General features: G+C 38.0%; 5 tRNA genes. 3 read left to right on the forward strand and 2 right to left on the reverse strand.

Annotation, left to right across the window (positions count from 1 at the left end):
* Nucleotides 1–108 precede the first annotated feature (108 nt).
* Nucleotides 109–184 (reverse strand) — tRNA-Val (locus P20652_RS00170).
* 160 nt (nt 185–344) lie between these two features.
* Nucleotides 345–420 (reverse strand) — tRNA-Val (locus P20652_RS00165).
* Nucleotides 421–1,426: 1,006 nt separating this feature from the next.
* On the opposite strand from P20652_RS00165, the gene P20652_RS19375 reads away from it, so the two are divergent.
* The 3 genes from P20652_RS19375 (at nt 1,427) to P20652_RS19385 (ending at nt 1,835) form a co-directional block, all read left to right on the forward strand.
* Nucleotides 1,427–1,502, forward strand: a tRNA-Ala gene (locus tag P20652_RS19375).
* Between the two features lie 37 nt (nt 1,503–1,539).
* Nucleotides 1,540–1,615: transfer RNA gene (locus P20652_RS19380), tRNA-Glu, on the forward strand.
* Nucleotides 1,616–1,759: 144 nt separating this feature from the next.
* Nucleotides 1,760–1,835: transfer RNA gene (locus P20652_RS19385), tRNA-Glu, on the forward strand.
* Nucleotides 1,836–2,013: the final 178 nt, after the last annotated feature.

Here is a 2,013-nt window from a genome sequence, read left to right on the forward strand (position 1 = left end):
CTTTAACCAGTGAGCTCCACCTTTACTTATAAATAGCGGTGATGCTCTCTTTTTCTAACTGATCAAACGACCCATTTAGATTTTTTGTAATATGCACCATTCTAAGAATGGTGGGTCGTACTGGACTTGAACCAGTGACCCTCGCCTTGTAAGGGCGATGCTCTCCCAACTGAGCTAACGACCCATATTACATGCTACTACCTGTATAGATAGTACTGGACTTTAACCAGTGAACTTCGCCATCTCTTATTAAAAGCGGTGATGCTCTCTTTTCTTGTAACTGAGCTAACGACTCATATTACAATTTAAAACGCGACTATTAACATAATAATAGGTTTTATATGTGGTGGGTGATACTGGACTTGAACCAGTGACCCTCGCCTTGTAAGGGCGATGCTCTCCCAACTGAGCTAATCACCCACATCTAAACAACACCACATTGCTGCGTTGTTGTGGGGCGCTATTATAGATAGAGTTCTAAATGTGTCAACACTTGAATGATAAAAATGTACTGACTGAAGGTTTTATAAACAATAGGATATAGTGAAAGTTTACTTTATGATCAAATTTAAGGTTGCGGCTCAAATAAACATCTAAAAGTGAGTTCAGAATTGGAGTGTTATTTATATTAACTTTAGCTTTACGCTACTCTAAATACTACCATTGGAATTATTTATGGCATTAATAATTAAAGTTAACGTTATAAAAGAGGATTCATCAAATCAAATAACATCTTTATTAGTGATGTTTTTTATTGTCTGAAAAATTGGCCAAAGAGTTGATTAATTACTAATTCATACAGTGAAACTTTAAAGTTAAGCTAGCTCAAATTTTTAAAAGTAAGTGGAATTAGAACTTTTTACATTCGATTACTCAACTTACTTCATTTCTATGATTGTCTTAATCAGTGTGTAAAGACTTATTATTTAGCAATATTCTGTGAGTTAAGCGCAAAGAACCCTACAAAATTCCTAATATTTCGAATGTAAAATTATTGCATCAGGCGCATAAATAAGAGTAGGTAACGAATACGGACTAGTTTGTAATTAAACGCTGGCAATTATAGCCCACTAACAAACTCTTAAAAGTTAAATCGCTTGATAAAGCTTAAACTTACATTTTTTGCTTAAATTCAATTTGCATATAAATGTATACCTTTGCTTTGATGTGGTTTTGTAGCAACGATAAAGTGGGTTAGGGTGTTAATGAGTGTTCGCTTTGAAATTTTGGTGTTATTTTGCGCGATAGGGCGATGATTTTAATCATATTGTATTTTTTAGCACGCTTGGTAGCCAGTTTGTTGAAAATTAAACCATTTAAATAAAGTGAGGTAAAAAACTGTTGACTTTATTTTGGGTGGTGCATAGAATGCGCCCCGCACTAAGCGATACCCGATGTGTTTATCACAGTGAGTATTGATAAAGTTGGGGCCATAGCTCAGCTGGGAGAGCGCTTCGCTGGCAGTGAAGAGGTCTGCGGTTCGATCCCGCATGGCTCCACCAAAAATTAGTGTTTTGTCCTAGGGTAGCAGTTTTCTGTGTCCCCATCGTCTAGAGGCCTAGGACACCGCCCTTTCACGGCGGTAACAGGGGTTCGAATCCCCTTGGGGACGCCACTTAACTTTTATTAGTTAAAGGCGGTTTTACCGAGAAAATAGCGTCACAATTAAAGCTCGAGTCTTTACTTGTATTAAACGCAATTACCTTAAAGCTCATGATGTGAGTTAAACTTATCAACTGTCCTAGTGACACATTTATGTGTCCCCATCGTCTAGAGGCCTAGGACACCGCCCTTTCACGGCGGTAACAGGGGTTCGAATCCCCTTGGGGACGCCACTTACTTATTTTTAATAGGGAAGTGAAGTGTTATTAAGAAAGCTCGCCTGAAACGAGTCTAAAAATTCAGTTGTCCTAGTGACACAGAAAATGTTTCTGAGAAGATAATGCCATTCGCCTCGCAGGCTCGGCTCATCTTACGCAGAAATAGCAAATCAGTGATTTGCAAACCAATTTC

This window comes from Pseudoalteromonas sp. BSi20652, from assembly GCF_000239855.1.
In the GTDB taxonomy this organism is placed as follows: Bacteria; Pseudomonadota; Gammaproteobacteria; order Enterobacterales; family Alteromonadaceae; genus Pseudoalteromonas.